The sequence below is a fragment of the Methylocystis parvus OBBP genome, assembly GCF_027571405.1.
Taxonomy (GTDB): domain Bacteria; phylum Pseudomonadota; class Alphaproteobacteria; order Rhizobiales; family Beijerinckiaceae; genus Methylocystis; species Methylocystis parva.
The window spans coordinates 3,894,731-3,921,187 of sequence record NZ_CP092968.1 but is presented as its reverse complement, the minus strand read 5'-3'; the positions used below and the strand labels follow the sequence as shown (position 1 = coordinate 3,921,187).

The following is a 26,457-nucleotide window of genomic DNA, read 5'->3' as shown; positions in this document are numbered from 1 at the left end:
GAGTTCGGTCGGATCACCCTTTGTCCGGCTGTCCCTCGATCCCCGCCGGCGGCGTGGGAACGGCGGCGGCGGGAGCGTCCTTCTCATAGGCGCCCTTATCGACGCCTTTCAGCATGGCCGGATCGTCCTCGATTAGCTTGTTCGCGGCGCGCTCGTCGAGCTGCTTCGGGGCCGCCGCTACGGGATGCGCATGCATGCCGGTCGTTGATCCGAGCCAACCCCTCCACTGTTCGAAGCTGCCATTGAACGTATTTTGGTCCACGGCCCCGACAATGCCCGGCACGCGCCCATCGGAGCGATACTGCCAGAAGGTCCATTTGCGGTCGCCGTAGCGTACCTTGGGATGATATTTCGTCGAGCGCACCCAGATCGGATATTCCGACAGAGCGTCCGGCTGAAGGATCGCCTGATAGAAGTCGACCGAGGAATAGATGATCGGCTTCTTGCCGTAGTGGCGCTCCATCGCCTCGAGCATGATCCGCATGTCGCGGATCGCCTCTTCCCGGTAGAGCGTGCGCTTGCAGCTTCTCGATTCCGGCGTCGGCTCGACATCCAGCACGGGCGGCAAGGCGTCCGACTCATGCGGAACGACCGAGGCGAAATTCGCGATCTCTTCGTGCGGCGGCCGGCACCAATAGACGAAATGATAAGCGCCGCGCGGAACGCCGGCGGCCTTTGCGGCCGCCCAATTATATTGGAACCTGGAATCTGCTTTGTCGCCGCCCTCGGTCGCCTTGATGAAGGCGAAGGCGACGCCGGATTCCTTCACCTGCTCCCAGTCGATGTCGCCCTGATATTTGGAGACGTCGATGCCATGGACGGCGAATTCGGCGCTGCGGGTGGCGGGGAAGAGATGAAGATCGGACTCCGGCACCGCGTAAGCGAGGAAGGTCGGGTCCTTCTTGGCGTTCACCAGCGGCGCGCTGGTGGCGAATCGCGGACGCTTGGCGTAACCGGGATCATAGGAGCTGCCGCAGGCGGCAAGGGTCGCGGCGCTGGCCGCGACGACGCAGGCGAGCGCAGTGAAACGCGACACAGAAATATTCAACGAGCGCATTTCGTCAAATTATCCCCACAGGCGGTAACGAAGCGTTAACGCGCCGCGCCGGGAAAGCAAGACGCTGCGATTCTTTTTGCGACAGCTTTACAGCGGAATTGTGTTGCGGGGAGTCAGTCAGTCGCGCGCCGTCCGCGGGACCTGCCCGCCGCGACCGCTTTCGAGCGCGACGGCTTCCTTCGTCTGATGCGTTTTGGTCGGGCCGCCAAAGCTCGTCACGAAACCGAGCGCCAGGAAGCCGAGCCAGAAGGCGAGCGGAATAAAGCTGAGTCCCGAAGTCATTTAATCTACTCCATCCATCCGAGGCGCGCCTCGTTAAAAGATGGATAACATTGTTGTATATGAAATCAATAGACTAACTTAGTCTATCTGAATATCAATGAATTTCAAACTATTAGTTTAGATGGAACCACAAGGTGGCGATTGTCAGGAAGGCTCCGTAACCCACGACGTCGGTGATGGTGGTGACGAAGGGCCCGGAGGACACGGCGGGATCGAATTTGAACCGGTCGAAAACGAGCGGCACGACGATGCCGCCAAAGGCGCCCGCGACGAGATTGGTGAACATGGCCAGCGCCATGACGGGCAGCAGCCCGACATTCTGGAACCAATTGGCCGCGACCAGCCCCGTCACGAGGCCGAAGGCCGCGCCGTTGACGCCGCCAATGGCCAGCTCGCGGAAAATGATCTTCAAGGCGTTGCTGCGGTTCAATTCGCGCGTCGCCAGCGCACGCACGGCGACCGTCATGGTCTGCGTCGCCGAATTGCCGCCCTGCCCCGCGACGATCGGCCCGAGCACGGCCAGCGCGACCATCTGCTCCAATTGCGACTGAAAGGTCTTCAGCACGGTCGAGGTGATGAACGCCGTCAGCATGTTGATGAACAGCCAGGTGAAGCGGCTCTTCGCGATCCACCAGAAATCGTCGGTCAGCTCTTCTTCCGGATTCACGCCGCCGAGCGCCTTGATCTCTTCGGAAGCCTGCTCCTGAATGACGTCGACGATGTCGTCGATGGTGAGGACGCCGACGAGGCGCTCGGATTCGTCGACGACCGGGACCGACACCAGATTGTAGCGCTCGAAGAGCCGCGCCGCCTCGGCGCCGTCCTCCGTCGCCTTCACGCGGCGGCGATCTTCCTGCATGATTTCGTCGAGCCGCGCGCCGGGCTTGGCGCGCACAAGCGCATCGAGAAAGACCGTGCCAAGGAGATGGTAGCCGGGGTCGACCACGAAGACTTCAAAGAAATTGTCCGGCAGCGCGTCGCCATCCGTCTCGCGAAAGAAATCGAGAACGCGTCCCGCCGTCCAGAAGGGCGGAACGGCGATCAGCGTCGTCTGCATGAGACGGCCAGCGGAGCCGTCGGGATAATCCAGCGAACGGCGCAGAACGATGCGGTCCTGCGCGGGCAGCGCCTCAAGAACCTCGGCCTGTTCTTCCGGCTCCAATGTTTCGAGAATGGCGACGGCGTCGTCGCTTTCGAGGTCGCGCACGCCCTCGACCAGCGTCTCGACGGGCAGCTCTTCGAGAATGTCCTCGCGGGTGGCTTCACCCACTTCCATAAGCGCGGTAAAGTCGAAGTCCGAGCCCATCAGTTCGACAAGACGCGGACGCGCCTCATGGCTCAGCTGTTCGAGCAGCGCGCCGAGATCGGCCTCGTGGAGGTCGCCCACAAGTTCGTGGACCCGGTCCGAGTCGCCCAAGGCGACGGCGGCCTCGACCTCGAAGACGAACTCGGCGTCGAATCCGCCGCTTTCGGCGCGGAAATCGTCGGCCCCCGCCGCCGCATCTTCATGGTCGAGTGGCATGCCGATTCCCGCTAGAACTCCTGTGGCTCTTAACCCGCGCGCGCGCGGAAGCAAACCGGCAAAACAGAGATGATCGATTTTTCCCGCGTCCCGCTCTACGCCCTTCTTTCCCTCGTCTGCGCGGCCGCGCCTGGACAGGCGCGCGACTGCGGACCCGATGCGCCCGGCGTGTCGCGGACGTTGACGATCGGACCCAAAGGAACCGCGGTCGGGCTGCAGAGCTATCCGCGCACGCTCGACCTGCAGGACCACGAGGTCGTGCTCACCTTCGACGACGGCCCCGCGGGCCCGACCGCGAAAGTGCTGGACGCGCTTGCGGCAGAATGCGCGCGCGCGACCTTCTTCGTCATCGGGCGCAACGCCGAAAGCGCGCCGGCGCTTGTCAGGCGCACGGCTGACGAGGGCCACAGCATCGGCCATCACTCCTACAGCCATCCGGGCAATACGCTCCGGCTGATGGACGACGCGGCCGCCAGGGAGGATATCGAAAAGGGGATCAAAGCCGTCGAAAAGGCGTCAGGCGGCAAGGCCGCGCCCTTTTTCCGCTTCCCCGGCTTCGCCGACACGCCGTCGCTCGTCGCCTATCTGGAAGGGAAAGGCTACACAATTTTCGGCTCCGACCTCTGGGCCTCGGACTGGTCGCCAATGTCGCCGAAGGGCGAGCTGGATCTCGTGATGAAGCGGCTGGAGAAGGAGGGGAAAGGAATCGTTCTCTTTCACGATTCCAAGGCGCAGACCGCCGCGATGGTCCCCGACTTTCTGCGTGAACTGAAAACGCGCGGCTACAAGCTCGTCCATATTGTCCCGGGCGACGGGGAGACGCCGGTCGTCGCGGCCGGTCCCGGCTGGACCTCCACGACCGAGCCGATCATCGCCAAGACTCTCGCCGGCAAGCGGGCCGCGCCCGGCCATTCCCATGCGGGCGACGCCGGGGACGAGGACAAATCCCCTCCCCCGGCCAATCAGTAATCAGCCGTTCTCGCAGGCGTAAAAGCCTTTGGCGCCCCAGCAGGGGGCGGATTTGTTGCGGTAGACCTTGCCGAGGCTGCGTCCGCCGAGCGTCGCGGTCCAGACGCGTCCGTTCTGCTGAACGATTTCCAGCGGTTTGCCGGGGAGATGGAAGACAACGCTGGATCCGTCGTGATCGACGCGGCAGGCGCCGCTATTCTGCACGCGGCCCGATAGTTTGAGGAAGCATTTGGCCATATGGCCGCCTTCGCTCGCATGGGCCGCCGGAACCTTCTCGGAGTCGGCCGCCTCTTCCACCGGCGCAGTCTGCGCTTTCGCGACCGGCTCGGCGGCAGGAACGGCCAGCGCCTGGCGGGCCGCCGCCTCCGACGGCGGCGCGCTGTCTTCTCTGGCGACGAGCTTTTCACGCATGTCCGCCGAAGGCGGCGCTAGAGGCTCGAGCGCGCGCGCCGCGGTCGCCGGCGCCGCGGCCGGCTGCGCCGCGATCGGACGCACGCTCAAAAAAGAATTCGAGGCGGGAGCGGCCGTGGCCGCCCGCGCCGCGGCTTGATCCGCCGGTGCGGCTTCTTCGGCGAGCTTGGACGCAGGGACGGGCGCCGCCGGCGCGATCGCCACAGCCTGGATCGGCTCTGTCACAACGGCGCCCGCTCCGGGGGCGACGCTCGATTGCTGCGCAACGTCAACGGGCTTTTCGATCGCCCCGCCGAGCGGCGCTCCCGGACTGAACAGCGCGGAGCTCAGAATGACGGCGAGGCCGCCGACAATGGTGAAGGCCAGGGTCAGATGGACGACGCCCTCGACCTTGTCATAGGCGACGCCCCACAGCGCGGAATTGGCCTGCTGACTCCCAAGCTCGCCCTGCTCTTCGTCGCCATGGCGACGGCGGTGATCGAAAAATACGCTCATACTCTTCACTCCGGGCATGGGTTGGCGGCGACATGGACGCGGTTGGGCGACTCCTCTGACGCGCGCCGTCGCGCCGCCTCGCCGCAAATTCCGCTTCCTGCCGGGATACGCTCTCCGGCGACTTCCCCCAGCGCAACGGGCGCGGGAGCCGCTCGGGGCCCTGTCTGCGCGCCTGTCCGACACGCGATTTGGAATGGTAAATGTGGCCTTACTTTGCCCGAGCGGGAGCTTGTCAGGCTAACACCGCCGGAGGCGCGAGCGAACCCGCGCTGTGCGCACGTCTCCAAGCAAGCTTTCTAGCCTCTCCGGGATGGAACGATCCGAAGCCCCGACACCAGGACGGGGTGGTCATCTTCAGGATGGAGACCTTCCGCTAAGACCTCGTCGAATGTCTCGCCGATCGCCGAGACAGTTTTTCCGCGATAGTCTGGCGCATTGGGGTCCGTGTCAAAATCGACTTCAACCACCAACAGTTTCGACTCGGTCTGCTCGGCGCTCGTCCATTCGAACCATGTGCGCGTCACGCCTTTGATCGCTTCCACGCGTTGGCGAATAGACGTTTTCTCGCCCACGGCTTCCTCTCCATACGCTTAGGTCAGACGCCTCGGGAATCGTGTCAGCGCTTCGGCAAGGATCTCGAGCGAACTGTGTACGTATACAGACTGCGCCACTTGGGAGCGGCCGGTTACAGCGTCGCTAACGCCTCCCCTGCTCCCCGCGCCCGTGTCTTGAAAGTATGTCGCCATCCTGGTTAGGCGAGACCTCCGGGCGCCTGACGCCTCCGCAAATATCCTCTTTCTTGAGGTCGGCAATCAAGGCGATGCGCGCGCCAGAATCGGCCAGAAGCGGACCCGCATGCTCTTCGTGCGCCTGATTGGGCGTCGGTCAGCGCGGCAATGGGGCTGTTTTCGGCTTCTCGACCTGGCGCAGGCAATGGAAAATGCGCCGCAGCCTTGTGCGGCGACACGCTGCGGGCGCCCGCAATGCAACCAGCTAGATAGGCGCTTCAAGCCATCAGGCTTGGTGCGGTCGAGAGGACTCGAACCTCCACTGGTTGCCCAACTAGCACCTCAAGCTAGCGCGTCTACCAACTCCGCCACGACCGCAAGGGGCGCTTTCAGCAAGCTGTGAAGCGCCGGCGCGCAGCCTCTAACAAATTGACCGGGGGATGACAAGGGCGCGGCGCAGAAAGCCGGGCGCGGCGCGAAATATGCTGTAGAGAGAATGGCCGTTACTCTGAAAAACGGAGGTTCTCTTGGCGATTTTCAAGCTCCCCCTTTCCGGCGACGTGCCTTTCAGCGTCGCCCCCTGGACGAATTTTGGCGCTGTCGGAAACCGCTTTTCCTTCCTAAATGTCGATGTGGGCCATTCGAGCGCGCCGGAGGTCGAGCGACAAGTGCTGGAAGACGTCGGCAGCTATGGCAAGCAGCTTGGCCGGATGGGAGACGCGCTGCGCGTCCTCATCGAGCATTTCGACCCGAAAAAGCCTCTCTCCCGCGAGGAGAAGAAGGCGATCCGCGCGCTCCACGCCATGCTCGACGAGATCGACGACATCAAGCGCGGCGCCGGCCGCGCGACGCTCAGGGACGAATCGACGGCATGAACGCGCCTTGCCCGCTCCCCCGCGACTCGCTCGATCCCGCGCTCGCCGCCGCGCCCGGCGCGCCGCCCGTCGAATGGCGCGCGAGCGGCGGCCTCGTGGATTATGAGGCGGCCGTCGCCTTCATGGAGGCTCGGGTCGCGCGGATCGCGGCGGGCGAAGCGCCCGAATGCGTCTGGCTCCTGGAGCATCCGCCGATTTATACGGCGGGAACCTCAGCGAAGGAGTCGGACCTGCTCGATCCGCGCTTCCCGGTGTTTCGGACCGGGCGCGGCGGTCAATTCACCTATCACGGTCCCGGCCAGCGCGTGGCCTATGTCATGCTCGATCTCACTCGACGGCGGCGCGATGCGCGCGCTTTCGTCTGCGGTCTCGAATCATGGCTCATCTCGACGCTCGCCGATTTCGGCGTCGCGGGCGAAAGGCGCGAGGCGCGCGTCGGCGTCTGGGTGAAGCGGCCCGACAAACCGCGCGGTCTCGCGGGCGAAATCGCGGAAGACAAGATCGCCGCCATCGGCGTGCGGCTGCGGCAATGGGTGAGCTTTCACGGGATCGCGCTGAATGTCGCGCCGGACCTGTCGCATTTTTCCGGCATCGCGCCCTGCGGCGTGCGCGACGCGCATCTCGGCGTGACGAGCCTTGCAGACCTGGGGGTCGATGCGGGGATGGCGGAAGTCGACGCGGCTTTGCTGCGAAACTTCGCGCAAATTTTCGGGTCCGCGCAGACCGCTTAAGCCGTCGCAGCCATCCCGAATCCTTCGACGCCGGCGATCTCGCTCTCATCCGCCGGCGCCTCACGCAATTCCGTCACCCGCGATGCTGGCGGCCCGCGCCGCGCAGCCTCGATGAAGGACGTCAGCGCCGTCTCCGGCCCGGCGGCGAGCGCCTCGACGGATCCGTCCGCCCGATTGCGCGCCCAGCCGTCGAGGCCCAGCGCATTGGCCTCGCAGATGAGAAAGGCGCGAAAGCCCACGCCCTGCACGCGTCCCGTGACGAAGAAACGAAGGATGCGGCGGCTCATGCGGGAACCGCGACATTATCGAGGAGCCGCGTCGCGCCGAGTCGCGCCGCCGCGAGGATGCGGATGGGCCCTTCGTGACGCCGCGCGATACGGGCGAGGGTCCCGGCGTGGCGCGCCTCGACATAGTGGATCTCGAAGCCCGCGCCGACGATTTCCTCGCGCGCCTCCCCCATGACATGGCCGATGACCTCGCCCTCCGCGATCCGCCGGGCGGCGGTGACGATCGCCCGGTTCAGCGCCGGCGCGCGGGCGCGCTCTTCCGCCGAGAGATAGACGTTGCGCGAGGACATGGCCAAGCCGTCCGGATCGCGCAATGTCGGCCCCGCGAGGATCTGCGTCGGAATATCGAGATCGCGCGCCATGGTCTCGATGACGAGGAGCTGCTGATAATCCTTCTCGCCGAAGACGGCGACGTCGGCCTGCGCCTGATTGAGGAGTTTCGCCACCACCGTCGCGACGCCGAGAAAATGCGTGGGCCGAAAACGATCTTCGAGATCCGCCTTTGCCGGGCCCTCAAGCGCGACCGTGGTGCAAAAGCCCGGCGGATACATCTCCTCGACCGCCGGCGCGAAGACGAGATCGGCCGCGACGCTCGCAAGCTTCTCGCAATCGGCGGCGAGCGTACGCGGATAGCGCGAGAAATCCTCGCCCGGGGCGAATTGCGTCGGATTGACGAAGACCGTCGCGATCACCCGCTCGGCGTGGCGGCGCGCCTCTTCGACAAGCGAGAGATGGCCGGCATGCAGCGCGCCCATCGTCGGCACGAGGCCGATGCGCTCGCCGGCCGCGCGTCGCGCGCGCACAAAGGCGCGCATCTCAGCAACATTGTGAACAACCGGGATGTCGAAACTCATCCGCGCGCGCCTTTCTTCCGTTCGGCAAGGAGATAGGAGAGATAGCCAAGATAGGCCTTGGGCAGGTCGAGCTTTTCCGCCGCCGAAAGAATATCGGCGAGATAGCCCGGCCACGCCGCGCCCTGATGCGGATTGACGCCGACATAGACGAGCGCCGGCGAAGCGCCGAAAGGCTCCTTGAGAACGGGGATCATCCGCTTGGCGTAGAGCCCCTGCCCGACCTGTTCATATCGGTCGAGCGCCGCGACGTCCGAGACCGGAACCTCCCACAAGGCCCCGTAGACATTGGCGCGCGGGTCCGGAACGACGCTGGCGAAGCCCGAGGGCATGACGACGAATCGCCAGCGCGCCAGCCGCGCGCGCCCAACGAGCCGCGAACGCGGACAGCGCCGCGCCATGGCGGCAGCGTCCATATTGGAGCCATAAGCGAAGTTAAGCGGCACAATCGGAACCCTCTCGCGCAACGGCGCGACCGTGCTATATCACGCCCCGGGGAAGGGTGGCCGAGTGGTTTAAGGCAGCGGTCTTGAAAACCGCCGTGGGGGCAACTCCACCGTGGGTTCGAATCCCACCTCTTCCGCCAGAAAACTGCGCAAATTATTGAAAAACGAAATGTCTTCTGATGAGCGCAACGCTCCACCTACCGTTTCGCCCCACATTCGTCAGCGGACTACAACGACCGTGATTGGTTCGGGTTGGACAAAACGCCTTATGGGCCACGCTTGTCTTTCTGTGGAGGATAAAGTTCGCCGCCTTGATTTGTAATCAGTAGGTCGGGGGTTCGAATCCCTCAACCGCACCATTAAAATCAATATGTTATACAAATAGACAGGGGCTGCCACGCGATGTGAAGCAGCAAAAAGGTAGCAGGCGCGACACCGCGGACGGCGCGCAAGGCAGCCATTCCGATGCGTTTGAACGTAGATTTCGCAGGCGTGAGCACACCGGTCCGGATGACTCAAGGCAAGATTTTCGCAACGCGCGACAGGCGCAAAAAGCAGCCTCTTTTTGAGAGGAAGCGAAGCCAGCGCGTCTTGTATGTGGTGAAAAAGAAAAGGCACTCCGGTAACGTAGCGCCTTTCCATCAGAACAGCCGCGCAATCACGAGGATTAGGGTCGATACCAGCGCAGGGGGCAATTCGCACCCGACGCCGATACGGTAGACCCTACCGCACGGCTGGCTGGCTTCGACAAAGAGCGCCGCTTTCGTTTCCATAGTGACAGTGCAAAATTTTTCGCGCCGTCCTTCTTCCCCTAAGAGAATGGCGCGGGCGGGATGAATCCGCTCTCGCGCGCTGGGATTTGCTTGCGGGGCCTTCGTCGGAGGGGCTGGCGCAGGTCCGATCCGATTACCGGCGCGGGTGCGGAGCTTGTGTCGATTGTGGAGGGCGTGCCGTTCGGCCGCCCCCTTCCTCAGGCTTCAATGGAAGGTTTTTCTGAAACATCCGCGCACCTATAAGCTTAGCCAATGGGCGGGAGTTTCCACCACCTTCCGCATCCGCAGAAGCGCAAGGGTGCGCCTTAACTGTCTGCACATCACCCCGCTTTTGCCTTGCTCCCGCGGAGCGGCGTGATCGGCTGCGCGGTTGTTACGCCGGTTCCTGAAGAAACCCGAGGGTGAAGCCCGGCGTGTTAGGTAACGTCGCCTCGGCGTTGCTGGCGTAATAATAGCTTACGCCCAATTCCAGCCCTTTCAGATCATAGCTGTCAAAACTGCAATAAATTGACGACGCGGCGCAGCGCGCCGAGGAGGTCGCTGCCGGCCTGCGAGGGAATGTTGTTGTCCTTCGAGACGACGGCGTGAAGAAAGGTCGCCGTCGTGTTCACCTTGAGATTGGGCAGCGGCTCGTCGGAGAGATTGACCTCGATGACGCGGGTGATGTCGAAGAGCCCGAGCTCGAAGGTCATCTTGTTATCGAGAAAGCGCCGCCTGGCCCCGACTTCATATTGCGTGTTCTGCTGCGCCGGCGGCGCCTCACCATCTTACAGCCGCACGCCGGTATTGGGGATGAGCGACTGGCCGTAAGCGAAAAAAAGCTCATGGAGGTCGTCGTGCCGGAAGAGGATTCCCGCGCGGATTGAAATAGCCCTGCGTCCCCTTGCTCAGGCTGGCCGTCGGTTCCCCCGCGAGGGAGCCGAAGGGATCGAAGACGCGCTCGCGCTGCGCCGGCACGTCGTAGCGGCCGCCGATGAGGATGCGGACAAACTTCGTATTGCCTCTCGCGGCCATTGTGTTTGGCGCGCAAATCGATGCGGTCGCCATTGTCCGCCGTATAGCTTACCATCGGCGCGATATCAAAGCTCTGCGAACGCACGAAATTCACGAAGCTGCCGGTCGTCTGCGCGGCCCCTGTCATTCGAAAGAATAGATTGTTGTCGTGGTTTAGGGGTGCATTGAGAGCGTGACGCGGTTAAGGCTCAAAGGAGCCGGAGGTCACGCCTATATGGCCGAAGGTCTCCTGCGTCGGCACCTTGCGGATGTAGTTCGCCACAACGCCGTAGCCGCGAGCGCTTTGCCGAACAGCATGGCGGAGGGGCCTTTATAGAACTCAACGTGATCGACTGTCGGAGGGCGACGTCGGGCGCCGTGAAGCCATGGCCGGCGTCCTTAGAAAAGCGCAACGCCCGAGGGAAATTCACGCATGACAAAGCCCGGCGAATAACCGGTATTGGCGGCGGGCACGCGCCCGAGCATCTGCGCTCGCGGCGCCTGGCGGGCATCGGACAGCGGCTCTCGCCGGGTCGGCCGTGGCGCGGCGGCGGCCCGTTCGATCGGACTGGCACCTCTGCCTTTTGCGTTCTTCGATATGGCGAGCGTGTCGCTCCTGCCGGGAGCTCTCCTTCTGTCCATTCTCCTAAGCTCCTCGGCGAAGGCCAGCGCCGGCGCCCCCAAAGTGAGAATCGAGGCGAGGCGCCAAGTCCACACGCGACCCCGGAGCGCGGCTCAAGTCGTTGAGCGGAGATCCCCCGTGTCAGAGGATGGCGACGACCGAGCGCGATCTGAGTGGGGCGCGACGAAGCTACGCTGGCTCTGACCTTGGACAACGCGGTCGGTGAAATCGACGAGACGACACGCCTTGGAACCAAGCAACCCAAGGCGCCGCAAAATTGGCCCCAACGCGATGGGAGGCCGATGCCTCTTGCCCTACGGCCTGCCGCCACTTTTTGCGTCACTAATCAGCGTGATCTTTTTCGGCTCATGTCCTCATCCCACGTCGCAGCGCCGCCACGAGGCAGGAGCGCCGTCCAAGCTCCTGTAACGCTGTACTGAGAGCATACAAAGTGACGACGCAAGTGGCGTGCTCCCCGGCCGCTGCGCAACTTTTACCATGCCAAAGCGCCAGCGAAGGACTTCACAGAAAAACGCTGTTGTCAATGTGGCGAAAAAGCGTCTATTCTGCGGCAGAGGCGGAGCCACATCATTGCAAATGCGTTTATGTGGGGTCCAGTAGTCGCGTTTGCGGGGGCAGGGGTATGGCGATCGAACGTATTATCATTCGACATTTGTCCGGCACGAAGGCCAATCAGATAGAACAGTTGTCGGTAGGAGACCGCCGCGAATTTACGATCGGCCGAGATCCGGCCTCCGAAATCGCCTTCGATCCCGGTGGTGATAGCGTCGTCTCTCGAAAGCACGCCGTCATCCGAATCCAAGGCGAGGGCGACGATCTGAAGTTCAAGCTTTCAGACGCAGGTAGCAGCAACGGCACGTTCCTCAATGGCGAGCGCCTCTCCGCGGAAGTTGAGATCCTCCCGGAAGATAAAATTGAACTCGGTCAGAAAGGCCCTGCTTTCGCCTTCGACATTCAACCGCGTCCAGTCAATTTCGCGGCGCGCACGAAAGTCATCGGCACCGTCGACGCCGCCGCTACGCGGGTGATCGAAGCCGCTGAGAACGCCGCTTCAACCGCCCTCAACGCAGCGGCAACTAACGCCGAGACGGCCGCGACCGGCGGCTCGTCCGGCCCGCAAAAGCTCGGCGTCGGACAGGAGACCGTGCAGAGGCTAATCGGCGAGGAGCGAGGCAAGGCCAATCGCACGTTGACGGGCGTAATCGCGGCGGTCGTCGCATTTTTCCTTATTGGAGGAGCCGCCCTGTTCTGGAAGCAGCGTTACGATATTCAGGAGAAGGCTGAAGAGACCCGCGTCGCGCAGCGCGAAACGGACGAGCGGCTGTCGCAGATCCCAGAAGACGTCAATCGCAAGATCGGCATGCGGCCGATAGACATCTACAATAAATACGCCAACGCAACCGTAGAGATCAGAAGGCTCTGGCGTCTCTACGACAAGCAAACCGGGAAGCCGTTGCAGCACAAGACTGTGCTCGTCGACGGCAAGCTTTTGCCCGCTTATGTTCGGTTGCCGGGTAATCTCGGCATTGTGCGCTGGTTGACGCTCGAAGACGAGGGCGTGACGAATTTCAAGGTAGGGGGCGAAGGAAGTGGCAGCGGTTTCGTCGTCAGCGAGCAGGGCTACATCCTCACAAACAAGCATGTCGCTGCGCCGTGGCTCGTTCGCTACGGTTCGCATGGCGACGATGTCGGCGTGTTGTACGACTATGTTCCGCCGCCGAAAAAGAACAGGAAGATAGCGCTGAAAGCGGAGCGTGTCTTCAATGTTACCAGTTCAGAATATTCAAAGGTCTATGACTGGGTTCCGGAATCGGGCGGCTATATTTTTCGTTCGGATATTCCGACGGAGATCGCTGGCAATGCGCCGGACCTGACGACAAATAATAAGGGGTATTTTGTCGGCCGCGACGATGTTCTTGAAGTCCAGTTCCATGGCAGCCGTCTGGCGCTTAATGGCGAACTCGTGCGTTCCTCGCCCGATTCCGACGCGGCCCTAATCAAGATTAACTCGCCGCAAACATTGACCAAGACGGATCTTGCGACGGACGGCGCGGTGTCGATCGGGGAAAGCGTGGTGGTTCTTGGCTACCCCGCCATCTCCGTCGAAAACAAGATCATCCGCAACACGGAAGAGGCCGGCCGCATCCGCACGGTCACGGACGTCTTAACGGAGGCGACTGTTACGGAAGGCATCGTTTCCAAGCTGGCGACAGGCGTCAGAGAAACAGAGGGCGGCACATTCGCCAGCGACATTGGCGACGCCATCCAGCTTGGCATCAATACAACTGGCGCCGGCAACAGCGGCGGCCCTGTCTTCAACTCCGCCGGCAAGGTCATTGGCCTCTTCACTTACGGGCGGCAGAGCGGCGGCGCGGCGGTGTCCATGGCCGTGCCGATCAAATATGGTCTGGAATTGCTGCAAGCACAGAAGCAATAGTCAGAGCAGACAATGGGGGGAGTGGAGACCTTCAAGTCGTCGTTGCGCGTCGCCGGCGCGATGAAAACCGATGTCGGCTGCGTGCGCTGCTTGAACGAAGACTCCGTCGTATTCGTCATGCCGCCCCCGGCCGCGCCAGACGCGAAATTTGGTGCGTTGGCCCTCGTCGCCGACGGCATGGGCGGTCATGCCGCCGGAGAAATCGCTAGCGCTCTGGCGGTGGAGGTGATCTGGCGGGTCTTCTATTCGATGGACGCGCCGCCCCCGCAAGTGTTGAGCGCCGCGCTGGAGGCCGCCAACCGGGCGATCCTGGAGCATGCCGCGGCTCATCCCGAGTGCGCCGGTATGGGGACGACATGCACCGTCCTCGGCGTACGAGACGGGAGCTTGTGGCTCGGGCATGTCGGGGACACCCGAGCCTATATCTTGCGGGACAACCATCTCACGCAGCTTTCCGACGACCAGACGCTGCACGCCCAAATGGTGCGTGACGGGCTCATGGAGGCGGGGGAAGCCGGAACGGGTCCCGGAAGCAACGTCATTTTGCAGGCGCTGGGCACGCGCGATGAAATCGAGCCGACTGTCTGGGAAGAAGGTTTGCCGCTGCGTGTCGGCGACGTTGTCGTGCTCTGTTCAGACGGCTTGCATGGTTTGGTCGCAGACGAGAAAATCACCTCGATTGTCGCCAAATTTGCTCCAGCGGAGGCCTGCCAGCGTTTGGTTGACGCCGCGCGCGCCGGCGGCGGCTACGACAATATTTCGGTGGGTGTCTTTGTCATCGAGAATGACGCCGCCGCGCCCCAGGCGCAGGCCGCCACGAGGCGCATCAGCGTCGCCGGTCTTGCAGAGCCGCCGCCGACCGCAACGATCGTCATTGGAGCCGGGGGCAAGTCATGAGCGACCCTCAAATGATTGGACATTACAAGGTTATCGGCCTTGTTGGCGCGGGCGCGATGGGCAAGGTCCACCGCGCTGTCGACACTTTTCTTGAGCGTGAAGTGGCGATTAAGTCGTTGCGCGCCGAGCTCACACAGGAGCCCGACTTCGTCGCGCGTTTCAAGGCGGAGGCGACGAGCCTCGCGCGACTCAACCATCCAAATATCACCACGCTCTACGCGCCCGTGCTCGACGGCTCGAATCTCTTCATCGTGATGGAGCTGGTGCATGGCCGACCGCTAGATGACGTCTTGCGCGAGCGCGGCAGGCCACTCCCCGTGAAAGAAAGTCTGGCGATAGTCACGCAGGCCGCCGATGGATTGGCCTACGCGCATCAAATGGGCGTCATCCATCGCGACATAAAGCCGTCCAACCTGATGATCGGGGACGACGGACGCGTGAAGATCATGGATTTCGGCATCGCGCGGGTGCGCGGCAGCGTGAGAATGACGCGGGCCGGAACCGCTGTCGGAACGCCGCTTTACATGTCTCCGGAGCAGTGCCGGGGCGGCGAAGGAGACGAACGAACCGATCAATATTCCCTCGCAATCGTTCTTTACGAAATGCTCGCCGGCTCGCCCCCTTTCGCCGGGACGACCGAGTATGACGTCACGCAAGCGCAAATCAATAAAGAGGCCCCCGCGCTCGTTCCGCGCATTGCCGGAGTCACGCCGGAGGCGGAAGCGGCGATCATGATGGCGCTCTCCAAGCGTCCGGAACAACGATTTCAAAATATGCGAGCCTTCAGCGATGCGCTGGGGGCGACGGCGCTGCGGCTCGACGCCTCCAACATCGTCAAGAGCGCGGCGCATCTCCTGCAGGACGCCACCTCTGAAAGGGATTTGAAAAAGGAACCAGACTTCCCCACCAAAGCTTTGGCGTTGGCGAAGAGCCGGGCGGCGACGCTTTCTCGCCGATTCCGCAACGCACATCCCATCACGCAGGGCGCGACATACGGCGTGGCTGCCGCGGCGTTCGCCGCCACCGCTTATCTGGCGATCAACTCCCCAGCGAGGCAGACGACCGTAAGCGAGAAGCAGCAACAAGATTTACACGTGGTTTCCTGGGAAAAGCAGGTTGTAGCCAATATCCAGGAAGCGACCCCAGCGCATCGAGACTGCTCGAGTTCGTTGTTCCCGTCCCCCAACGATCCCGGCTGCAATGGGCGCCGTGTCAAACCGAGCGAGATAGCTGCGCCTCCCTCCGGTAAAATTGACGAATTACGGCTTGCGATGAAAGATCGCGACCGATGGGACAACGCGTTCGCGTTGTCGCAAAAGCTTGCCGAGGAAGGCGATCGTGAGGCTCAGTTTTATCTTGGCACGTTATATTTGAAGTCAGGGTCGCATCAGGATTTCGATGCCGCATACTCCTGGCTGAAACGGGCAGCGGATAAGGGAAATTACGCAGATGCCCAGGTTTCTCTTGGCCTAATGTATCGCGACGGCATCACGCCGGAGCGGAAGAAAGACTACGCAGAAATGGTGCGGTGGCTGCAGAAGGCCGCGGGGCAAAACAATAAGCGGGCGAACTATTGGCTGGGACGTGCCTACGAGAACGGCGTCGGATCCTTGCCGCGCGACACCGCTAAGGCGGAGGAGCTTTACACCAAGGCTGCGCTGCAGGAATTGCCTGAAGCATCCTCGGCGCTCGAGGCGATGAAACAGAAGCGTGGGAAAAGATAGGCCCGCGCCTCTAATCAGTAACCTCCGCTGCCCATACCGCCGCCACCCCCGCCGCCGCCACCCCCGCCGCCGCGGGCGACACGGCCTCCCCTTTCCGCATGATGACCGCCGCCATGTCCGTGATGATGCGCGACGCGCGTGCGCCCGTGGGAGATGTGATGACGATGGCCGCCACCATGGCTCGCATGCCTGTAGGAATAGGAATGGTAACGGTGGCCCCGCGCCATGCTACTAAGGACGAGCCCGAGAATGCCACCGAATTGGGCCGCAGCGGGTTGTGGTTCAAACAGAGCGGTTGGCGCGGCGATCAAAGTCAGCACAAGCGCCCTTCGTAAGAAAGAAGTTCTCCGATCTGCGCACTTCATTTCCACGCCAGAAGCAGTCGGATCAACCTTACTCATCGACGCCCCCCTCTATACCAGCAACCCCTTGCCACTATTGTGGTGTGGCTCCAGTCTGTCAACATGGTGTCCATCGAATTTGAAATAGTAGTAACCGGCGCGAGGCGGCGAGGACTGAGGCGCAAGACAGGCCGAAGGCTCTGAAGGGCGCGCCAACGCCCGCCTTCGAGAGTCGGATAACTGCACTCAACGCCCGTCGCGAACATAAACCTGTCCTCGGCAGGCTGGGGCAAGGCGATTGGATGGCTCGCTCTCGTCGCTCCGATAATGCGCGGGAGCTCCCGCTTTGCCGCATACTGGCGCAGCGTGTTCATCCATTGGGCTGCGTGCTTCCCGTTCTTCCAACTGGGTTGATGCTCGTCAAAAACATGTTGGGCAGCTTCGGCAAAGGTAGGGATTACGACGGCGTCGCGCCGCTTCTCAGCGAGGGGATTGCCGCCTTCTCGCGCCAGCTTTCGGTAGCTGAGTGCTTTCTCACGCGCCTCTGCGAGCGAAACCAAAGAAAGCCCGCCGAGCCCGATATCGCGTCGGCGACCCTGCACCACCGTTCTGAGCAACCAACGCTTCGCGCCCGACGGATCGACTACGAGGTAAAGACCGTTCCCGTCGGCGTATCGCCCGGCTTTGCTTAGGTTACGAATCTTGATGGCGGTCAGCGCCTTTTCCGGGTGCTTACCTTCCTTCGCCATACGTTCCGCCTAACTCAACCACCCCACATTCTTACCCACATATTATTTCGGCTGTAGGGGGATGGCAATGGATTGGGCTGGACGACAGGCTCATTGAAAGTTTTTGCAAATCAGCGCATTATCACACTAGGCTGGGTCCAGCTGGACCCTAGCTGGGCTGACACCTCTTCCGCCATTTGCCGCCGATGGCGCGATATTTTGTGAAATAGCGGCTCAATCACCGCCAATAGCCCCACGAGTTTTCTGCAAGCTTGACGTGAGTGGACGCGGCTTCGTTCCAGAGTTTGGTTTTGGATAGGGCAAGGCTGCGATCCGACCCGCTCCCGCGCGCCGGACGCCGCTCTGCCCGCCATTTGCCTTCGCCGCGAAATCGAAGCCGATCTGGCGCAGCATGAAGGCCCAGCCTGTTTTTGGTCTGCTTCACCCATTCGGCCCAGCGTTCATCCATCCTTCTGGATGAAAGATGTCGAACGCCGTCGAGCCTGTCTATCGCGCAGAGTTCGACTCACGATACGGACGCTGATGCGTAAAACTTAGCAACTCGACGAAGTTTCCCTTGCGCCGTCGGCGCATCGGATGATAGTTAGTCGTATGACTAAGCATGATCCTGAACTCTCGCAGCTCTTCCATGCCCTGGCCGATCCGACCCGTCGGCGGATCCTGACACGGCTCGCTGAAAGGCCTGCGCGGGTGACGGACTTGGCTGGTCCCACGCGCCTGCGCCTGCCCACGGTGATGCGGCATCTTTCGGTGCTGGAGGAGGCAGGGCTGATCGCCACGTCCAAGGACGGGCGGGTACGCACCTGCGCCATCGTGCCCGAGGCGCTGGAACCGGCGCGGACATGGCTCGATGAGCAGCGGGCCATCTGGGAGGCCCGGCTCGACCGGTTGGAGGCGTTTGCGATGAAGGCGATGAAGGAACGCAGGGAATGATGCCGAAGCTGAATCCGAATGGCGCGCGTGCAGCGCGCGATCATGCGCAGGGCCGCTTTGCGACGCTGACCTTCGAGCGGGACGTGGCTGCTCCTTTATCGGTACTGTGGCAGGCTTGGACAACTCCGGCCGCGCGTGCGGTCTGGTCTGCTCCCACGCCCTCGGTCATTGTGGAATTTCTGGAGGCCGATACCGGGGTGGGCGGACGCGAAGTCTCGCTCTGCAAGGTCGAGGGCCAGCCTGACATCCGCTGTGAGTGTGGCTGGCTGGAATTACAGCCGGCAGTGCGCAGCGTGAACTACGAAGTGGTCTCGTCCAGGGGCGTGACGCAATCGGCGGCGCTGGTGACGGCCGATTTCTCCGGCGCGGACGAGCGCAGCCGGCTGGTCGTGACGGTGCAGCTTTCCGCGCTGGCCGAGAACATGGAGGCAGGCTATCGACAGGGCTTCGACGCGGGGCTGGGCAATCTCGCCGGAGTCGCCGAGCGGACCATGGTGCTCCAGCGCGTTATACAGGCGCCGCGAACCATCGTCTGGGACACTTGGATGAACCCCGAGACGCTGCCGCAATGGTGGGGCCCCGACGGGTTCTCCTGTCGCACGAAGAAGATCGACCTGCGAACGGGTGGCGAATGGGTGTTCGACATGATCGCGCCTGACGGCACGGTCTTCCCGAACCACCATCTCTATATCGAGGTCCGGCCCGAGGAGAGGATCGGCTATACGCTGCTATGGGGCGAGAACGGGCCGAAACATGCCGATGCCTGGGTCTCGTTCGAGGATCAGGACGGGGCGACGAAGGTGACGCTGGGCATGGTGTTGAGCACGGCGGCCGAGTTCCAGGAGGCGAAAAGATTCGGCGCAGTCGAACTGGGCTTGCAAACGCTGGGCAAACTGGAACGCTTCATCAAAGCTCGATAGGAGGCTGCGGCTTGGCAACCGAGCGCGGGTCAGAAGGCGGCTATTGTCACGGAGAGCGAGGTCGAAGGCGCCGGCGTTTGCGAGGCGGCTGGACGACATGGCCCGACGCCCCGGCAATTGTTCACTTGGCGTCGCCAGGCTCACAAAGCATCTCCTGTTCCGGAAGAAAATTGCCCGACAGCATTCCAGCGCAGGAGAGATCGCTCCACATCGATTATTGGGCGACCAGCTCGACGCGGCGATTTTTGGCGCGTCCCTCTTCGGTATCGTTGGGGGCGACGGGCCTCGTCAGCCCGGCGCCTGACGCCCTCAGGCGGTCAGCCGCGATCGCGTAGTCGTGCGTCAGCGCCGCCGCCACGCTTTGCGCGCGTCTCGACGAGAGATCCAAATTGTATTCCGGGGCGCCGCGATTATCGGTGTGCCCGACGATGTCCAGGCGCAATTTGGGTTTTTCAGTCAGCAACTTGGCGATTTCATCGAGGGTCGGTTTCGACTCGGGCTTCAAGACGGCCTTGTCGTAGTCGAAGAGAAGTCCATAGACGGCAACCTTGCCCGTCGTGGCAATGGCCTGGCCAAGCTCGCTTGAACTCATGACCTGGACCTTGTCGCTCTCCATCTCTTTCACTTCCACGGTCTCGACAAAGGCCGTGGTGCGTTCCTTGTCTTCACCCACGAGGATTGCCGCGTAGACGTCTGCTCCGTTTGCGCTCCTCCTTAGCAACGCGTAGCGGGCGTGATCAGAGTAACTGGTTGAAACGTTGTTTTCCGGATCGAGCTGTTCGCCAAGCAAATATGAATCTTGCAACTTGCCTGTCAGACAATTCTTGTCGCTGCACTCGAAGACGAGTTGGAAGCCGCCGCTCTTGAGAGCATTCTGATAATTCCGCAGAACTTCAAGCGCGGATCGGCCAGCCGGAATTTCATAACGCGTCCGCGATACCCGTCCCTCGAGCTGAAGCCATTCCGAGCCCGAGCGATCCTTGAGCGTGTTCTTTTCAAGAAGCGCGCCGTAATCATGCGGCGCCTTGAGAAGCGCAACTTCGTCAAACTCGCCATTCTTTTGATAGGCGATGCGAGAGCCGGCGTAGCGGCCGACGATGGGACCATCCTTTGTGCCGGGCTCGTCCTCGGCCCGAGCTGAACTCACGGCAAGCGACGCCGCAAGAACACATGAGGCCAACCAAAGAGTTCGAGCGTGAGAAAATTGAAACTGCACGTGACGGGCAGGAAGCAGGCGTGACATCCAAATCGCTCCGTCCACATGTTGCATGATCGGTTCCGCGCTTTCACACACGAGGCGCATCTTGCTCTGAGGCTGAACGCACGCCTTGATAGTTCAAGTCTTGCAGTTCGCGTCGGACTCCGCAAGGCGACTTGCGGTGTTCGAAGCCTGCGATCGTGGCCACCAAATCGAAGTTCTTGTAATTGTGGCCCGGTCGATTGATACTCGTTTCGACCTGAGTTGATGCGTTGGCTGCTCTTTAATTGAGGACCGCATCCAGCTTTGGCCCGGGACCAGGTGACGGGTTCATCGTCCCCACAATCGAAGCCGCTATGATTGGACCTGCCGACAGCTCCGATCCTTTGCGTTCGCAACTCACGGCCACCACGGATCAGCATGCATTGGAGCTGAATCAACGTCCTATGTCAACGACGGAGCAATTTTCGGCCATTGGGGCAGCGTAAAACCAGAGCGCCATGAGCGCGCCACGCCGATTTGGATCCGATCTGCGTAATTCCCATACGCATTATGAGGCCGGACACACGAAAGCGCCTGACCACATGCTCTTGCCTAAAGAAAATCCTTGCATTCGACGAGCATCCACACACGATTGACAATGAGCTGATCATTCATCAAACTCACCCAAACTAGAGTGATTTAGCGAATTTAAAGAGGTAACAGCTGTGCGGATGCCGTCAGATGAGCGAGAATGAGGGAGCTCAACTTCGGGATGACCATGCCGTTTATGCGGCGCTTCGCCGGCGTTCTCTTACAGACGCAATGGGCGCGGTAGCGCCACAAGTCGCGATCGCGGTCGCGACGGCGTTTTTGTTTATTGGCGCTAGCGCGCCGCTCGCGGCCGGTCTGACGCTCAAATGTGGACACGCGGACGTCATGAACCCGAAATGGAAGGTTCCGCTGACATTTGTCTACGCCGGCGGCGACAGTGGCCCGATAAACGTCAGCGGCCCCTTCGGCGATTTTTCGATCAACGTCAAACACACGTCGAGACCAGCCGGAATCCAGACGACGGGCGAGGCTTTGGAAGGCGCCGCCAAGGCTCACGTCAAGCTGCCGCCTCTCGCCGATCTTGAAACATGCATAGAAAAGGCTCGCGACCCGGCGTCAAAGCCGGACGATAGGGATGCTTTTCTCAACGCTCGCGATGCTTGCCTGAAGAAGCTTGAGCCGCCGCCCGAGGGCATTGACGCGATAACAGGACTGAGGATCGGTTTTTTGAAAGATCAGGATGCCTTCGTGGATCTGAGATTTAGGTACGAAGCGGCAAGCCGGGCCCCTGATGGAACGATGGTCGTCGAGCCTTTGCCTGCGCAATGCGTGCTGGAAAAGTGACGCGATCGGCTGATGCAAAACAGCACAGCTGTCGCGGCGATGTATAGCGCGAATTCAATTTCGGATTTTCAGCGGGAAGCGCTTGTTTTCCTGCAAATGCATCTTCCTCTCTTGTGCCCGTCGGCGCCTTACCGGGCCGATTGATGATGAGGCGACGTCCACCATTTGCGGATGAATCGTCACGAGCATCGCAATCGCGGCATGGAACGCATCCATCGTGAGATAGCCGCGCTGCGTAGGGCATTGATCACGACGATGCCGAAATTGTTCGCAACCTCTGCGATGGCGGCGCCGACGCGCCGGAAAAATATGTCGCCGTCCACGAAGGCTGCGCTCCGCCATTGCACGCGGCGTTTGATGTTCGAACTCCATAAGTTCGAGATTCCCCGGGACCAGGGACACACCCGTGAAATAAGTTGGGCGAACGGCCTCGTTTATCGGACGACGCGCCTCACCGCCGACGCCGCCGCACGACCATCCTCGCGCTGCGCAAAGCCGGTTCGGCCTCGACAAGGATCGCGCCTGCGAGGATGAGCCCGCAGCCCAGCAGCGCAAGGGGCGTCAGCCGCTCGGAGAGGAGCAGCGCGCCCGACAGCGCCGCGAAGACGCTTTCCAGCGACATGATCAGCGCGGCCTCCGCCGCCGGCGTGTATTTCTGCGCGACAATCTGGAGGGTATAGGCGATCCCTCCGGAAAACAGGCCCGCATAAAGGATAGCGGGCAATGCGGCCGCCAGTCCTTCGCCGGAGAAAGACTCGAGGCCAAGCCCGCCGACAAGGCCTAAAAACGCGACGACGCCATATTGCGCGAAAGCGAGAAAATACGGGCGATCGCAGCGGGCAAGAAAGATCGGCACGAGACTGATCGCCGCCGCCCAGGCGATATCCGCGATCAATATGAGCGCGTCGCCAGACGTCCATTTCTGCAAATGTCCGTTCTCGGCGAGGAGCCAGGCGCCGAAGATCGAAACCACGCCGGCAAGCAGAACGATCCGCCTCGGCCTCGCGCCGGTGATCGCCCAGACGATGAGCGGCACGAGGATGACGTAAAGCGCGGTCAAAAACCCGCCATTCGTCGCCGTCGTCGTTACAAGGCCGATCTGCTGGAGGCCGGCGCCGGCGAAGAGGCAGAAGCCGATCAGCGCGGCGAGGCCAAGATCGCTTTTCCCCAACGAGGCGCAGCCGGCCTTTCCGCGCTCGTAGAGCGCCAGCGGCGCGAGCGCGATCCACGACAGAAGAAAACGCGCGCCGACGAAGCTCAGCGGCCCCATGCTGTCATTGGCGTACTTTTGAGCGATGAAGGCGGTTCCCCAGATAAAAGCGGCGAGCAGAAGCAGCAGGTCGGCGCGCATCCTTGTCATCGAAATGGATTTCTTTCAGAGCGCCGCCGAAATTCGCGGTCTTACGTTCACGATCAACCTTGACGCTGATGCTGCGCGCCCTCGGCCGGCAATCGCCGGGCGCCGAAAAAGACGCAGATAAGCGCGCGCCAAAGCGCCGCCGCCGATTTGATGACAGGCGTCGCCAGCATGGCCGCGGTCGAATGCGGGTTGACGCCTTCCTCCTCGACGCCGAAGGCGATGCGCGGGTTCTTCTCGGTCGGAACTTCGAGCGTCCCGAACATCCAGTCCCACACGGCGAGCACGCTGCCGAAATTGCGGTTGAAATGTTTCGGATCGTTCGAGTGATGAATCTGGTGATGCGCCGGACTGAGGATGAGGCGGCCCCATATGCCTCTGAAGGGGATCCAGAACTGCGAATGCTGGAGATGGCCGATCGTCCAAAGGAAGGCGAGAAAGAGGATATTTTTTCCGTTGACGGCGAATATGTCGGCATGCTGGCCGAAGGCCCATTCCAATGCGCCCGCCGCCGAACCGATAAAGAGAGCGAGCATCCATCCGAAGACGATGTTGTCGATCGGATGATTTCTGAAATTCGTCACGGGCGTCAGAACGTCCGCCGTATGATGCAGCTTGTGCAGCTCCCACAAGAACGGGACGCGATGTTTGAGATAATGATCGATCCAATAGCCGATCTCATAAGCGAGAAAGAGAACGATCGTGGCGACGATTTTCGTGAAGAGCGCATCGCAATCGCAAGGCGCGATCGTCCCGAACGCGCCCGTCAGCAAAGCGTGAACGCCTTTGGCGATCGTTTGCGACGAGATAACGAGCGCACCGACGACAGACGGCATGAGGACGACGCTGAGCGCGAGCAGCTTTACATCCGCATGGAAGGATTCGCGCATGAAAAATCTGCCTGGCGCGACCGCGCGCAGCAGCGCGCGCAAACCGACGCGGCCCCTTCGTTTCTTTTGGCGATAGGCCAGCGCGAAAAGGCCCAGGGAAAGAGAGGTCGTCAGCGAATAGACCGAGAAGATCGAGCCCGGCAGAAAGAGCTCGTACCAGATCCTGCTCGCGGAAAGGCGGATTGCGCTGCTGAGGTCCATCTTTCGGGCTACTGATCCGGCGTTTCTGAGGCTCTCTCAGCGACGCCAACGATGCGCAGGCGCCTCGAACTGTTTGAGGTCAAAGCGTATTCCCTCGACGTGTCCTTGCCAAGAGACGAACGGAAGCCGGAACGGGACGGACATGCGTCCGATAAGGGCGAAATCGCGCATATCGACGATATTTCGAACGCGTCGATATGCGGAGTCCTAACGGCGCTCGACATGGAAATCGTAAATTGGCGCGCCCGGCACGATTCGAACGTGCGGCCTTTGCCTTCGGAGGGCAACGCTCTATCCAGCTGAGCTACGGGCGCGTGAGGCGATTCAACGCTTCCTCCTTCTACAGGAAGCCGGCCCCGCCCGCAACGCCGGGGCGCTTTCGCGCCGGCGCCGGCCCGTGCTATCGGGGCGCGGCTTCAGGCGGCGGCTTCTTGGGGGCGCGATGACGGGGTTTTGGGAGGATTGGCTCGACCGGTTGCGGGCGCGGCGGGACCGGCTCATCGCCAATCCCAAATTCCAGCGCTGGTCCCTCGCCAATCCCCTGACCCGGCCGATCGCCCGGCGGCGCGCCCGGGCGGCGCTCGATCTCACGGCCGGCTTCGTCTATTCGCAGGCGCTCTTCGCCTGCGCGCGGCTGAAGCTCTTCGACGCCCTGAGCGACGGTCCGCTGACCGTCGCGGAGATCGCCGACAGGCTGGCGCTGACCGAGGACGCGGCCCGGCGCCTTCTCGACGCCGCGGCCTCGCTCGACCTCGCCGAGCGCCGCGCTCGCGGGCGTTACGGGCTCGGTCAGATCGGAGCGGCCTTTCTCGGCAACCGCGCGGCGCTCGCGCTCGTCGAGCATCAGCCAATCCTCTATAACGATCTCGCCGATCCTGTCGCCCTGCTGCGGGGAGAGAAACGGGCGGCGCTCGCCGATTATTGGCCCTATTCCGATCTCGAACAGCCCAAGGCGCTTCAGGCGGACCAGGTCGCGCCCTACAGCGCCCTCATGGCCGCCTCGCAGCCGATGGTCGCTGAGGAGGCGCTCGACGCCTATGACGTCTCGCGGCGCAAGCGGCTGATGGATGTCGGCGGCGGCGAGGGCGTTTTTCTTTGCGCCGCCGCAGCGCGCGCGCCGGATTTGCAGCTTGCGCTCGTCGATCTGCCCGCCGTCGCCGATCGCGCGCGGGCGCGCTTCGACGCCGCCGGCCTGACGGCGCGGGCGGAGGTCTTTGGGCGCGATTTCCTGCGTGACGAACTTCCCGCCGGCGCCGACCTCGTCACGCTGATCCGCATCGTGCACGATCAGGACGACGAACGGGCGCTTCAACTCCTGCGCAATATCCGCCGCGCGGTCGAGAAAGGCGCGACGCTGCTGATCGTCGAAGCGATGTCGGGCGTAAAGGGAGCCGAGCCGCTCGACGCCTATTACGGCTTCTACACGCTCGCCATGGGCAAAGGCGAACCGCGCCGCGTTGGGGAAATCGAAGCGCTGCTGCGGGAAGCCGGCTTTGGCGAATTCAGCCTGCGCCCCAACGCCTTGCCGACGCTGACCAGCATACTCGCCGCAAAGGCTGTGTGAGACGGGCGGGCGGGCGCTTTCAGTGCGTCGAGAATTCTGGAAACGAAAAAAGAGCGGAGTGGCGCATCAGCTGCGCCAGTCCGCCCGTCACTATCGGTCATGGCTCAATAGTTGTTGTGGGAAACCCAGGTCGTCCCGCCATTCGAACGGCCGCCATAGCCGCCCCAGGAGCCGTTGTTCGAACCGCCGCTCCAGTTGCCGCCGGTCTGATTGCTGCTCTGACGGCCGCCGCCGTAACCGCCCCACGAACCGCCATTGGACCCGCCGTTCCAGCCGCCCGGATGACCGCCGCCATTGCCGCCCCATCCGCCGTTCGAGCCGCTGTTCCAGCCGCCCGGACGACCGCCGCCCCACGAGCCGCCATTGGAGCCGCCATAGCCGCCATTGTTGCTTCCCCAGCGGTCGCCGCCGTTGCAGCCGATCCGGTAGCCCATGGCCTGCATTTCGCGGCAGGAAAGCTTGGTGCGCCGGGGCGTGTCATTGCCAAAGAAGCCGCCATTGCCGCCCTGCTTGCCGTTCCAGCCGGAATTGCCGGAGGACGTGTTGCATTTCCAGCATTCGCCATGCGCGTCGGGGCGCGGCGTATTGTTGTTCCAGCCGCCGGTCTGCTGCCCGCCGCCGTTCCAGCCGCCCTTGCCGCCGCTATTGCCGCCGCCATAGCCGCCGGCGTTCGAGTTGCCGTTGGAGGCCGGCGCGCCCCAATTGCCGCTGCCCCAGGCGAAAGCGCTGGTCGTAGCCGGAACCACGAGCAGTCCGGCGAGCGCGGCGGCGAGAGAGATCTTCTTGATAGCGTTCATCGTCGTCAT

General features: G+C 62.4%; 24 protein-coding genes, 3 tRNA genes and 2 pseudogenes. 12 read left to right on the top strand and 17 right to left on the bottom strand.

Annotation, left to right across the window (positions count from 1 at the left end):
* Positions 1–13: 13 nt before the first annotated feature.
* From MMG94_RS19005 to mgtE, 3 genes are all read right to left on the bottom strand, one after another.
* The gene (locus MMG94_RS19005) at positions 14–1,036 is read right to left on the bottom strand and encodes a glycoside hydrolase family 25 protein (protein ID WP_244415335.1); all 1,023 of its coding nucleotides are present in this window, start codon (positions 1,034–1,036) and stop codon (positions 14–16) included.
* A gap of 138 nt (positions 1,037–1,174) precedes the next feature.
* Positions 1,175–1,339, bottom strand: coding sequence for a hypothetical protein (locus tag MMG94_RS19000; RefSeq protein WP_016919988.1), 165 nt, complete (start codon positions 1,337–1,339; stop codon positions 1,175–1,177).
* Between the two features lie 112 nt (positions 1,340–1,451).
* Positions 1,452–2,861 carry a magnesium transporter gene (mgtE, locus tag MMG94_RS18995; protein WP_026016253.1) on the bottom strand — a complete coding sequence of 470 codons (1,410 nt, stop codon included), beginning with the start codon at positions 2,859–2,861 and terminating at the stop codon, positions 1,452–1,454.
* Between the two features lie 69 nt (positions 2,862–2,930).
* Between mgtE and MMG94_RS18990 the strand changes: the two genes are divergently transcribed.
* The gene (locus MMG94_RS18990) at positions 2,931–3,830 is read left to right on the top strand and encodes a polysaccharide deacetylase family protein (RefSeq protein WP_016919991.1); all 900 of its coding nucleotides are present in this window, start codon (positions 2,931–2,933) and stop codon (positions 3,828–3,830) included.
* Here the strand turns inward: MMG94_RS18990 and MMG94_RS18985 are convergent, their stop codons facing one another.
* From MMG94_RS18985 to MMG94_RS18975, 3 genes are all read right to left on the bottom strand, one after another.
* Entirely contained in the window at positions 3,831–4,736 is a 906-nt protein-coding gene (locus MMG94_RS18985) for a hypothetical protein (protein ID WP_051001121.1), read from the bottom strand.
* A 296-nt stretch (positions 4,737–5,032) separates the two neighbouring features.
* Positions 5,033–5,308 (bottom strand): hypothetical protein, encoded by a 276-nt coding sequence (locus tag MMG94_RS18980; protein ID WP_154419601.1) that lies wholly within the window; start codon positions 5,306–5,308, stop codon positions 5,033–5,035.
* Positions 5,309–5,757: 449 nt separating this feature from the next.
* Positions 5,758–5,842: transfer RNA gene (locus MMG94_RS18975), tRNA-Leu, on the bottom strand.
* 149 nt (positions 5,843–5,991) lie between these two features.
* On the opposite strand from MMG94_RS18975, the gene MMG94_RS18970 reads away from it, so the two are divergent.
* Both MMG94_RS18970 and lipB read left to right on the top strand, forming a co-directional pair.
* Positions 5,992–6,339: a hypothetical protein gene (locus tag MMG94_RS18970; protein WP_016919993.1), complete on the top strand. Its 348-nt coding sequence runs from the start codon at positions 5,992–5,994 to the stop codon at positions 6,337–6,339.
* A complete protein-coding gene (gene lipB, locus MMG94_RS18965) occupies positions 6,336–7,070 on the top strand; it encodes a lipoyl(octanoyl) transferase LipB (protein WP_016919994.1) in 735 nt (244 codons plus the stop codon). Before MMG94_RS18970 ends, lipB begins: the two co-directional genes overlap by 4 nt.
* On the opposite strand, the gene MMG94_RS18960 is transcribed toward lipB, so the two are convergent.
* From MMG94_RS18960 to MMG94_RS18950, 3 genes are read right to left on the bottom strand one after another with little or no spacing between them, the layout of a single operon-like run.
* The gene (locus tag MMG94_RS18960) at positions 7,067–7,357 is read right to left on the bottom strand and encodes an acylphosphatase (protein ID WP_016919995.1); all 291 of its coding nucleotides are present in this window, start codon (positions 7,355–7,357) and stop codon (positions 7,067–7,069) included. The two genes, lipB and MMG94_RS18960, sit on opposite strands and share 4 nt — an antisense overlap.
* Positions 7,354–8,211, bottom strand: a complete 858-nt coding sequence (gene panC, locus MMG94_RS18955) for a pantoate--beta-alanine ligase (RefSeq protein ID WP_016919996.1) — start codon at positions 8,209–8,211, stop codon at positions 7,354–7,356. Before panC ends, MMG94_RS18960 begins: the two co-directional genes overlap by 4 nt.
* Positions 8,208–8,624 carry a gamma-glutamylcyclotransferase family protein gene (locus MMG94_RS18950; protein WP_244415337.1) on the bottom strand — a complete coding sequence of 139 codons (417 nt, stop codon included), beginning with the start codon at positions 8,622–8,624 and terminating at the stop codon, positions 8,208–8,210. The genes panC and MMG94_RS18950 overlap by 4 nt, the downstream gene beginning before the upstream one ends.
* Positions 8,625–8,704: 80 nt before the next feature.
* On the opposite strand from MMG94_RS18950, the gene MMG94_RS18945 reads away from it, so the two are divergent.
* A tRNA-Ser gene (locus MMG94_RS18945) sits at positions 8,705–8,794 on the top strand.
* Between the two features lie 1,124 nt (positions 8,795–9,918).
* Here MMG94_RS18945 and MMG94_RS18940 read toward each other — a convergent pair.
* Positions 9,919–10,119 carry a hypothetical protein gene (locus tag MMG94_RS18940; RefSeq protein ID WP_016919999.1) on the bottom strand — a complete coding sequence of 67 codons (201 nt, stop codon included), beginning with the start codon at positions 10,117–10,119 and terminating at the stop codon, positions 9,919–9,921.
* 1,374 nt (positions 10,120–11,493) lie between these two features.
* Here MMG94_RS18940 and MMG94_RS18935 point away from each other — a divergent pair.
* From MMG94_RS18935 to MMG94_RS18925, 3 genes are read left to right on the top strand one after another with little or no spacing between them, the layout of a single operon-like run.
* A complete protein-coding gene (locus MMG94_RS18935) occupies positions 11,494–13,500 on the top strand; it encodes a trypsin-like peptidase domain-containing protein (RefSeq protein WP_244415339.1) in 2,007 nt (668 codons plus the stop codon).
* Between the two features lie 12 nt (positions 13,501–13,512).
* Positions 13,513–14,397 carry a PP2C family protein-serine/threonine phosphatase gene (locus MMG94_RS18930; protein WP_040579230.1) on the top strand — a complete coding sequence of 295 codons (885 nt, stop codon included), beginning with the start codon at positions 13,513–13,515 and terminating at the stop codon, positions 14,395–14,397.
* Positions 14,394–16,121 carry a serine/threonine-protein kinase gene (locus MMG94_RS18925; protein WP_040579231.1) on the top strand — a complete coding sequence of 576 codons (1,728 nt, stop codon included), beginning with the start codon at positions 14,394–14,396 and terminating at the stop codon, positions 16,119–16,121. The genes MMG94_RS18930 and MMG94_RS18925 overlap by 4 nt, the downstream gene beginning before the upstream one ends.
* Before the next feature lie 397 nt (positions 16,122–16,518).
* On the opposite strand, the gene MMG94_RS18920 is transcribed toward MMG94_RS18925, so the two are convergent.
* Positions 16,519–17,211, bottom strand: a complete 693-nt coding sequence (locus MMG94_RS18920; protein WP_016920005.1) for an Arm DNA-binding domain-containing protein — start codon at positions 17,209–17,211, stop codon at positions 16,519–16,521.
* Positions 17,212–17,802: 591 nt separating this feature from the next.
* On the opposite strand from MMG94_RS18920, the gene MMG94_RS18915 reads away from it, so the two are divergent.
* From MMG94_RS18915 to MMG94_RS22180, 3 genes and pseudogenes are all read left to right on the top strand, one after another.
* Positions 17,803–18,144 (top strand): ArsR/SmtB family transcription factor, encoded by a 342-nt coding sequence (locus MMG94_RS18915; RefSeq protein ID WP_016920006.1) that lies wholly within the window; start codon positions 17,803–17,805, stop codon positions 18,142–18,144.
* On the top strand, positions 18,141–19,064 hold the full coding sequence (locus MMG94_RS18910) for an SRPBCC family protein (RefSeq protein WP_016920007.1): 924 nt from the start codon (positions 18,141–18,143) through the stop codon (positions 19,062–19,064). The genes MMG94_RS18915 and MMG94_RS18910 overlap by 4 nt, the downstream gene beginning before the upstream one ends.
* 42 nt (positions 19,065–19,106) lie before the next feature.
* Positions 19,107–19,196 (top strand): annotated as a pseudogene (locus MMG94_RS22180) (hypothetical protein); the annotation flags it as partial.
* Between the two features lie 82 nt (positions 19,197–19,278).
* On the opposite strand, the gene MMG94_RS18905 reads toward MMG94_RS22180, so the two are convergent.
* Positions 19,279–20,307, bottom strand: a complete 1,029-nt coding sequence (locus MMG94_RS18905) for an OmpA family protein (protein ID WP_081495654.1) — start codon at positions 20,305–20,307, stop codon at positions 19,279–19,281.
* 678 nt (positions 20,308–20,985) lie between these two features.
* Between MMG94_RS18905 and MMG94_RS18900 the strand changes: the two genes are divergently transcribed.
* The gene (locus MMG94_RS18900) at positions 20,986–21,639 is read left to right on the top strand and encodes a hypothetical protein (RefSeq protein WP_154419605.1); all 654 of its coding nucleotides are present in this window, start codon (positions 20,986–20,988) and stop codon (positions 21,637–21,639) included.
* Between the two features lie 141 nt (positions 21,640–21,780).
* On the opposite strand, the pseudogene MMG94_RS18895 reads toward MMG94_RS18900, so the two are convergent.
* From MMG94_RS18895 to MMG94_RS18880, 4 genes and pseudogenes are all read right to left on the bottom strand, one after another.
* A pseudogene (locus MMG94_RS18895) lies at positions 21,781–22,092 on the bottom strand (AAA family ATPase); the annotation flags it as partial.
* Positions 22,091–22,999, bottom strand: a complete 909-nt coding sequence (locus MMG94_RS18890) for a DMT family transporter (RefSeq protein ID WP_040579233.1) — start codon at positions 22,997–22,999, stop codon at positions 22,091–22,093. The pseudogene MMG94_RS18895 and the gene MMG94_RS18890, both read right to left, overlap by 2 nt.
* 53 nt (positions 23,000–23,052) lie before the next feature.
* A complete protein-coding gene (locus MMG94_RS18885; RefSeq protein WP_016920014.1) occupies positions 23,053–24,087 on the bottom strand; it encodes a sterol desaturase family protein in 1,035 nt (344 codons plus the stop codon).
* 237 nt (positions 24,088–24,324) lie between these two features.
* Positions 24,325–24,401: transfer RNA gene (locus tag MMG94_RS18880), tRNA-Arg, on the bottom strand.
* A gap of 128 nt (positions 24,402–24,529) precedes the next feature.
* On the opposite strand from MMG94_RS18880, the gene MMG94_RS18875 reads away from it, so the two are divergent.
* Entirely contained in the window at positions 24,530–25,651 is a 1,122-nt protein-coding gene (locus MMG94_RS18875; protein WP_016920015.1) for a methyltransferase, read from the top strand.
* A gap of 104 nt (positions 25,652–25,755) precedes the next feature.
* Here the strand turns inward: MMG94_RS18875 and MMG94_RS18870 are convergent, their stop codons facing one another.
* Entirely contained in the window at positions 25,756–26,448 is a 693-nt protein-coding gene (locus tag MMG94_RS18870; RefSeq protein ID WP_154419607.1) for a hypothetical protein, read from the bottom strand.
* Between the last annotated feature and the right edge of the window lie 9 nt (positions 26,449–26,457).

What these genes read in the sequence shown, in the direction of transcription:
- MMG94_RS19000 (WP_016919988.1), bottom strand. Translation starts at nt 1,339, where the DNA reads ATGACTTCGGGACTCAGCTTTATTCCGCTCGCCTTCTGGCTCGGCTTC.
- mgtE (WP_026016253.1), bottom strand. Translation starts at nt 2,861, where the DNA reads ATGCCACTCGACCATGAAGATGCGGCGGCGGGGGCCGACGATTTCCGC.
- MMG94_RS18990 (WP_016919991.1), top strand. Translation starts at nt 2,931, where the DNA reads ATGATCGATTTTTCCCGCGTCCCGCTCTACGCCCTTCTTTCCCTCGTC.
- MMG94_RS18985 (WP_051001121.1), bottom strand. Translation starts at nt 4,736, where the DNA reads ATGAGCGTATTTTTCGATCACCGCCGTCGCCATGGCGACGAAGAGCAG.
- lipB (WP_016919994.1), top strand. Translation starts at nt 6,336, where the DNA reads ATGAACGCGCCTTGCCCGCTCCCCCGCGACTCGCTCGATCCCGCGCTC.
- MMG94_RS18960 (WP_016919995.1), bottom strand. Translation starts at nt 7,357, where the DNA reads ATGAGCCGCCGCATCCTTCGTTTCTTCGTCACGGGACGCGTGCAGGGC.
- panC (WP_016919996.1), bottom strand. Translation starts at nt 8,211, where the DNA reads ATGAGTTTCGACATCCCGGTTGTTCACAATGTTGCTGAGATGCGCGCC.
- MMG94_RS18950 (WP_244415337.1), bottom strand. Translation starts at nt 8,624, where the DNA reads ATGGACGCTGCCGCCATGGCGCGGCGCTGTCCGCGTTCGCGGCTCGTT.
- MMG94_RS18940 (WP_016919999.1), bottom strand. Translation starts at nt 10,119, where the DNA reads ATGACCTTCGAGCTCGGGCTCTTCGACATCACCCGCGTCATCGAGGTC.
- MMG94_RS18930 (WP_040579230.1), top strand. Translation starts at nt 13,513, where the DNA reads ATGGGGGGAGTGGAGACCTTCAAGTCGTCGTTGCGCGTCGCCGGCGCG.
- MMG94_RS18925 (WP_040579231.1), top strand. Translation starts at nt 14,394, where the DNA reads ATGAGCGACCCTCAAATGATTGGACATTACAAGGTTATCGGCCTTGTT.
- MMG94_RS18920 (WP_016920005.1), bottom strand. Translation starts at nt 17,211, where the DNA reads ATGGCGAAGGAAGGTAAGCACCCGGAAAAGGCGCTGACCGCCATCAAG.
- MMG94_RS18915 (WP_016920006.1), top strand. Translation starts at nt 17,803, where the DNA reads ATGACTAAGCATGATCCTGAACTCTCGCAGCTCTTCCATGCCCTGGCC.
- MMG94_RS18910 (WP_016920007.1), top strand. Translation starts at nt 18,141, where the DNA reads ATGATGCCGAAGCTGAATCCGAATGGCGCGCGTGCAGCGCGCGATCAT.
- MMG94_RS18905 (WP_081495654.1), bottom strand. Translation starts at nt 20,307, where the DNA reads ATGTCACGCCTGCTTCCTGCCCGTCACGTGCAGTTTCAATTTTCTCAC.
- MMG94_RS18900 (WP_154419605.1), top strand. Translation starts at nt 20,986, where the DNA reads ATGAGCGAGAATGAGGGAGCTCAACTTCGGGATGACCATGCCGTTTAT.
- MMG94_RS18890 (WP_040579233.1), bottom strand. Translation starts at nt 22,999, where the DNA reads ATGACAAGGATGCGCGCCGACCTGCTGCTTCTGCTCGCCGCTTTTATC.
- MMG94_RS18885 (WP_016920014.1), bottom strand. Translation starts at nt 24,087, where the DNA reads ATGGACCTCAGCAGCGCAATCCGCCTTTCCGCGAGCAGGATCTGGTAC.
- MMG94_RS18875 (WP_016920015.1), top strand. Translation starts at nt 24,530, where the DNA reads ATGACGGGGTTTTGGGAGGATTGGCTCGACCGGTTGCGGGCGCGGCGG.
- MMG94_RS18870 (WP_154419607.1), bottom strand. Translation starts at nt 26,448, where the DNA reads ATGAACGCTATCAAGAAGATCTCTCTCGCCGCCGCGCTCGCCGGACTG.